Origin of the sequence: Methylocaldum sp. (genome assembly GCF_039794385.1) — a bacterium.
Taxonomy (GTDB): domain Bacteria; phylum Pseudomonadota; class Gammaproteobacteria; order Methylococcales; family Methylococcaceae; genus Methylocaldum.
On sequence record NZ_JBDIVO010000270.1, the window covers coordinates 1 to 6,276 of the forward strand.

General features: G+C 57.1%; 8 protein-coding genes. 6 read left to right on the forward strand and 2 right to left on the reverse strand.

What is annotated here, in order from left to right; genetic code table 11:
• Positions 1-208, reverse strand: a 208-nt coding sequence (locus ABJK70_RS18325) for an exodeoxyribonuclease V subunit gamma (protein ID WP_347258708.1), incomplete at its 3' end; no start/stop codon positions are given.
• A gap of 271 nt (positions 209-479) precedes the next feature.
• Positions 480-1,694 (reverse strand): FAD/NAD(P)-binding oxidoreductase, encoded by a 1,215-nt coding sequence (locus tag ABJK70_RS18330; RefSeq protein ID WP_086135751.1) that lies wholly within the window; start codon positions 1,692-1,694, stop codon positions 480-482.
• A gap of 299 nt (positions 1,695-1,993) precedes the next feature.
• Between ABJK70_RS18330 and ABJK70_RS18335 the strand changes: the two genes are divergently transcribed.
• From ABJK70_RS18335 to fliP, 6 genes are all read left to right on the forward strand, one after another.
• Positions 1,994-2,632 carry a hypothetical protein gene (locus ABJK70_RS18335; protein ID WP_139841202.1) on the forward strand — a complete coding sequence of 213 codons (639 nt, stop codon included), beginning with the start codon at positions 1,994-1,996 and terminating at the stop codon, positions 2,630-2,632.
• A 351-nt stretch (positions 2,633-2,983) separates the two neighbouring features.
• Positions 2,984-3,502: a flagellar basal body-associated FliL family protein gene (locus ABJK70_RS18340; RefSeq protein ID WP_077730348.1), complete on the forward strand. Its 519-nt coding sequence runs from the start codon at positions 2,984-2,986 to the stop codon at positions 3,500-3,502.
• Between the two features lie 2 nt (positions 3,503-3,504).
• Positions 3,505-4,539 carry a flagellar motor switch protein FliM gene (fliM, locus tag ABJK70_RS18345; protein ID WP_077730349.1) on the forward strand — a complete coding sequence of 345 codons (1,035 nt, stop codon included), beginning with the start codon at positions 3,505-3,507 and terminating at the stop codon, positions 4,537-4,539.
• The gene (fliN, locus tag ABJK70_RS18350; RefSeq protein ID WP_086135748.1) at positions 4,536-5,012 is read left to right on the forward strand and encodes a flagellar motor switch protein FliN; all 477 of its coding nucleotides are present in this window, start codon (positions 4,536-4,538) and stop codon (positions 5,010-5,012) included. Before fliM ends, fliN begins: the two co-directional genes overlap by 4 nt.
• Positions 5,009-5,428 carry a flagellar biosynthetic protein FliO gene (fliO, locus tag ABJK70_RS18355; protein ID WP_077730351.1) on the forward strand — a complete coding sequence of 140 codons (420 nt, stop codon included), beginning with the start codon at positions 5,009-5,011 and terminating at the stop codon, positions 5,426-5,428. Before fliN ends, fliO begins: the two co-directional genes overlap by 4 nt.
• 35 nt (positions 5,429-5,463) lie before the next feature.
• Positions 5,464-6,192 carry a flagellar type III secretion system pore protein FliP gene (gene fliP, locus ABJK70_RS18360; protein WP_347258709.1) on the forward strand — a complete coding sequence of 243 codons (729 nt, stop codon included), beginning with the start codon at positions 5,464-5,466 and terminating at the stop codon, positions 6,190-6,192.
• Positions 6,193-6,276: the final 84 nt, after the last annotated feature.

Here is a 6,276-nt window from a genome sequence, read left to right on the forward strand (position 1 = left end):
GGTCCCAGATGAACGAGGCCGGCAGCAGAAAACGGACGTTGGCGCAGATGCCGAGATTGTCCGCAAGGCGCAGGGACAGCCAGCGTCCCATGCCAAGGCTTTGAACGATGACGATTTCCGGTTCGAAGGGGGAGGCCGGCGGTGTGCTGTCCGCCGTCAAAAGTTCGGCGAGAAATTCCAGCTTGTCGGAGTGGTAGAGGCGAAGCACGGGGCGGTCAGTTAGGTTTCGTTCTTAATACCCTCACCCTAGCCCTCTCCCAGCGGGAGAGGGAAAGATCGGTATTGCCATGCAAATAGCGGATTGCGCTTGGGCCCGCCTCGTGGGAAAGGCTCCGGCTTACGAGGTGCAGCGCCGTAGGCTGGGTCCAGGAACGAGACCCAGCATTTTCAGGAGATCAGATGCGAGATCGAACTGGGATTACGCAAAGCTCCATTCCAGCCTACGGACTTTGCCATTCCTGCGGCGCGGGGATGCCGGTTTACGCCTTGCCCAAGTGAGGCCATTGATAACCCTTGACCAGACCTTGCCAGTAAATCACCGGGATGATGTAACGCTTCAACAGATACATGCTGTAGCGCTCCTTGCCCTGGTCGAAGGGAAAGGTTTCCTTGGGCTTCAGGTCGTAGTCGAATTCGGCCAGGATCAGCTTGCCGTAACCGGTGATCAGCGGGCACGAAGTATAGCCGTCGTATTTGGCTACCGGCTGTCCGCCGTTCATGACCGACAGGAGATTCGCGGTCAGGATCGGGCTTTGCGCCCGGACTGCCGCCGCCGTCTTGGACGTGGGCAGGCTGCTGGCATCGCCCAGGCTGAACACGTTGGGGTAGCGGACGTGCTGCAAGGTGTCCTTATTTACGTCCACCCACCCGCCTTCGTTCCCGAGCGGACTTTTCTTGAGGAAGTCGGGAGCGCTCATGGGCGGAACCACGTGGATCATGTCGTAGGGCTGAACGACGCTCTCTCCGGTATCGAGATTCTTGAACACGGCCTCTTTCGACGCCGGGCGCAGTTCCACCAGATTGTGCTTGAAATGAACTTCGATATTGCGCGGTTTCACCACCTGTTCCATCAGGCTGGCGGCGTATTTGGGCGCGCTGAAGATGGTGGGCGTGGCGCAGTAGTAGACGACGCGGGATTTGTCACGCAGGCCGTGCTTGCGGAAATAATCCTCCGCCAAATACATGATTTTCTGCGGTGCGCCGGCGCATTTGATGGGCGGCGGCGGAAAAGTGAACACGGCGTTGCCGCCCTTGAAGTTCCGGATGTTTTCCCAGGTGGTGTTCACGGTGTCGTAGCTGTAATTGCTGCACACCCCGTCCTTGCCTACCGCTTCCTTTACGCCCGGGATCTTGTCCCAGTCGATCTGTAGCCCCGGACAGACGACCAGGTAGTCGTAGCCGATTTCCTTGCCGCCCTCGGTTTTCAGCGAATTGTTGGCGGGATCGAACTCCGCGGCGGCATCGCGTATCCAGGTGGCGCCTTTGGGGATCAACTCGGCCATCGGTTTGACCGACTGCTCGCGAGTGACGACGCCGCCTCCGACGAACGTCCAGAAGGGCTGGTAATAATGCTTCTCGGACGGCTCGATGATGGCGACATCCGTTATCCCGGCATGCAGCAGACGGGCGGCGATGCCGAGCCCGGCGGCGCCGCCGCCGATCACTACGACACGATGATGAATCTTGCTATCCATGGGGTCTTCCTCTTGGGTGGATGAGTTTTAGAATTTATTAATCGAGATTTCTTATTTTCAGATTCATTCTCAATGATTTGGCTTGTCCGCCCAATTCTGCCTTGCATGGAGGTCCTTTGACAATGTATTCCGGTTTTGGACCGGCTGTCGGCCTGCGCGAACGTCGCCCCGCCCGGATTAGGTAAGTCTTTGTAATGGCTGAGGCCAATTTAACCTGCTATCTTCATGTGGCGGAGGAACAACACGCTTTGGGAGTTCAGTCGCGCTTTAGTTTGTTCATCAATTACAAGGAAACAATAATGTTTAAGAAACCGTCTGTAATTACCGTTTGCGTCGCTACCGGGATGATCTTTTCGGCCTCTGCTTCTGCGGATATCGTGATCAAATCGGGAGTAGGGCGCACTCAAACGGTTATGGAAGCCTCGATTCATTACGACGATTTGGGAAATGACGATATCGATTGGCCGGCGATAGCGCCGAATTACGAGGGAGATACCCAGCTCGGAGAAATGGCCGTAAAAGTAGATAACAAGACTACGTTGGTATGCGCCGTCTTGGGGAAAGGATACGATCTACAGGTTTTTACGGACGGCTCCGGAGCGCCCGTCATGCTTCCGACAGGACAGCCTCTCGTGGTGCCCGGCCATCTTCGCCATGTCATCACGTGTACCGATTCGTCGGGTTCGGAACTGTCGCGGTTGAGCACCGATGGCGATACGCCTGTCAGCTTTTCTCCGGTAGCATATCCTTGTAAATGGGCGGTCACGGAAATCATGTATGTCAAGGCGCCCGTGCTCACGGTGGGGCCAATTACCGCTCCCGGAAATACTGGAATGTTCAGTGGCGTTACAGGCGGCACCCTTACTGTAAAGGGTACGATCAATGCCTGTACCGGCCAAAATGTATTCACGAGTATTACCGGAACGCTTGCCAATTAAGCATGGATTACTAATCTCGATTTCATAATGCCTAAGGGATCGGCTTAGCCGGCTGATACAGATTATGCCGATCCCCCCTTTTCTGGCTCTGTATCTGAATACCCGTTCCCTTGCCGCAGTTGCTCTCTCCGCGTATCGGCCGTAGTGCTGCCGGCGTTGATCTCGCTCTTGGAGCATTCAGCCATCAGTCTCCTTTCGTTTCCAAGCGTCCGAATTTTGGCGCCTTGCTGGCTTTTGTCTTGCCGTAGTGCGACGAAAAGCGTTCAGGGCTTGCTAATGCCTTGTCGGTGCTAAGCTTTTTTTGTGGGCATCATTGTTGCTGAAGGCAGCAGAAAACTTTGGAAAACCGCGATGGCGCAACAAGACAAACTGGATTTAGGCGAAGAAAAGAAGAAGTCATCCAAGAGCGTTATTTTTATCGTTCTCGGAGCGATGCTGGGAACGCTCCTTGCCGTGTTCGCAGCGCTTTATTTTTGGGGGATCTTCCCACCGAAGCAGAACGAGAATGAGGCGGCTGCGGAATCCCGTGACGGCGGGGCGCTCGCGCTGCCGATGATCTATTTCGCTATCGACCCGGCTTTCGTGGTCAATTTCAAGAGCAATCCGGATGCCCGCCTGCTCCAGGTTGGCCTTAGCGTCGCTTCGAAAAATCAAGCCGTGATCGACGCGGTGAAAAAGCATTCGCCGATGATCCGCAACAACGTGCTTTTGCTGCTGAGCGGCCAGGAGCCGGCGGGGCTCAAGACGGCCGAAGGCAAAGAGGCGCTCAGGGGCAAGCTGCTCGAGGAAATCAACGCGGTAGTTTCTAAGCAAACGGGCCACAAGGAAGGCGCCGAAGAGGTTTTTTTCACCGGATTCATCATGCAATAGCCATGGCCGTTCATGATCTTTTGACTCAGGAAGAAATCGACGCGCTTCTGCACGGCGTCGACGACGGAGATATCGGAACCGAATCGGAGATCGATTTTCGAAGCGGCGAGGTACGGACCTACGACTTCACCAGTCAGGACCGCATCGTGCGCGGGCGGATGCCCACTCTGGAGATGATCAACGACCGCTTCGTCCGTCATTTCCGCATCAGTCTGTTCAATTTGCTGCGGCGCTCCGCGGAGATTTCGGTATTGGGCGTTCAGGTCCTGAAGTTCTCGGAATACGTGCACAGCCTGTTCGTTCCGACCAATCTGAACGTCATCCGGCTCAACCCCTTGCGTGGGCGTGGTTTGATGGTCATGGAGCCGACCCTGGTGTTCACCGTCGTGGACAATTTTTTCGGCGGCAGCGGTCAGTTCTACAACAAGATCGAGGGACGCGAGTTCACGCCGACCGAGATGCGGGTCATTCAGATGCTGCTCGAGCTGATTTTCAAGGACATGAAAGAAGCCTGGGCGCCGGTCATGCCGATCGAGTTCGAGTATCTGGGTTCGGAAGTGAACCCGCAGTTCGCCAACATCGTGAGTCCCGCCGAGGTCGTCGTGGTCTCCACCATACATATCGAAGTGGAAGGCGGGGGAGGCGATCTGCACATTACCCTGCCGTATTCCATGATCGAGCCGATCAGGGAACTTCTGGATGCCGGTATTCAGGGGGATAGAAGCGATGATTCGGACGACCGTTGGCGCACGGCTCTGCAAGCGGAAATCCTGGATGCCGAAATCGAGATGCACAGCACCTTGGTCGAAAAGACCTTGTCGTTGGAGGACATGTTGCGGTTGAGAGCCGGCGACGTGATTCCGATCGAAATGCCGGAGACCATTACGGTCGTCGTCGACGACATCCCCGTATTTCGCGGCAAGGTCGGGATCTCGCGGGGCAATTACGCAGTGCAGATTCTGGAGAAGATCAGCCGCGCAAGCGGGGATAAAGAACGCTTAATCGGGGTATTGGGAAGCGGAGTTGAACGAGCATGAGCGACGAATTGGAAGAATCGATCGAAGGCGCTGACGGGGGCGACGAATCCGAAGATCTAGCCGACGATTGGGCCGCCGCCCTGCTGGAGCAGCAAGAGGCTGCCAAAAAAATGGCGGAGCCTCCCCGCCAGCCGGCGGCTCCGAAACCCGAACCCGCGACCTTCGAAGATCTCGGGAGATCTCCGCCGGCGGCGGACGTGGCAAAAATCGAGGACATCAACCTGGACGTGCTGCTGGACGTTCCGGTGACCATCGCGATGGAGATAGGGCGCACTAAGATCAACATCCGCAATTTGTTGCAGCTGACCCAGGGCTCGGTCGTCGAGTTGGACCGGCTGGCGGGCGAACCCATGGATGTGCTGGTGAACGGCACGCTGATCGCTCACGGCGAAGTGGTGGTGGTGAACGACAAGTTCGGTATTCGTCTCACCGATGTCATCAGTCCCGCGGAGCGGGTGAGAAAGCTGAAATGAAGGCCCATGTCTTTGCGGTGGTTTCGTCGCTGATGTCGCCGGTTCTGCTGGCCGACACCGCTTCCGCCGTACCCAAGGCCTTGCCTTCGGTGGATATGGCGAAGAGTCTGACCGGATTGCTGGCGGTATTGGCGGTCATTTTCACTCTGGCCTGGCTGCTGCGGCGATTCGGCAGCTTTTCCCGGCTCGCGCCGGGAAGCTTTCGCGTGTTGGCCGCGGTTTCGCTGGGATCTCGGGAGCGGGTCGTGTTGTTGCAGGCAGGTGGGAAACAACTGGTGCTGGGGGTAGCGCCAGGACGGGTCGAGACCCTGTGCATCCTGGAAAATTCGGAAATCATCCCGGTCGAGAGCGGAATGCCGTCGGCCGGGGCCTCGTTCGCCGAACGCTTGCACGAGTTGACGGGGCGGCGATCATGAACCGTCGGCCGTACTTCGCTCTGACGTTTCTCGGGATGATCGCGGCTCTATTTGCGTTGTCGATTCCCTCGGCGCACGGCGCTCCAGGCATCGAGGCTTTCACCGTGGCCGCCAACGGCCAGGGCAGCCAGACCTACACGGTCACGATACAGGTTCTGGCGCTGATGACGGCGCTGACCGTGCTGCCCTCGCTGTTGCTCAGCATGACCTCGTTTACCCGCATCATGATCGTCCTGGCGATCTTGCGGCAGGCACTAGGCGCCGGTCAGACGCCCAACAATCAGGTACTGCTCGGCATTTCGCTGTTTCTGACCCTGTTTACCATGCTGCCGGTGTTCGAGCAGGTGAACGAACAGGCCCTGCAGCCTTATATGAAAGAACAGCTGGCGCCGGGCGCGGCCCTCGAACGAGCCGCGGTTCCGTTCCGCCAGTTCATGCTCAAGCAGACGCGGGAAACCGATTTGGAGCTTTTCGCGCGCATATCCGGCAAGCAGGACATCGCCAGTCCCGAGGCGACGCCATTTTCCTTGCTGGTGCCGGCCTTCATGACCAGCGAGCTGAAGACGGCTTTTCAAATGGGATTTCTTTTGTTCCTGCCGTTTCTGATCATCGATCTGGTGGTGGCCACCATACTGATGTCGATGGGCATGATGATGCTGTCGCCCATGATCGTTTCGCTTCCCTTCAAGCTTTTGCTGTTCGTCCTGGTGGACGGTTGGGCGCTGGTGGTCGAGACGCTCGCGGCGAGTTTTTTCGTCGAGTAGGTCTTTACAGCAGGTATTAGAGCGTTTTTCATCCCGGTGTACGGATTCGTGTGGGGTGGGAAGAGCGTAGGTCGGCAATCCCTT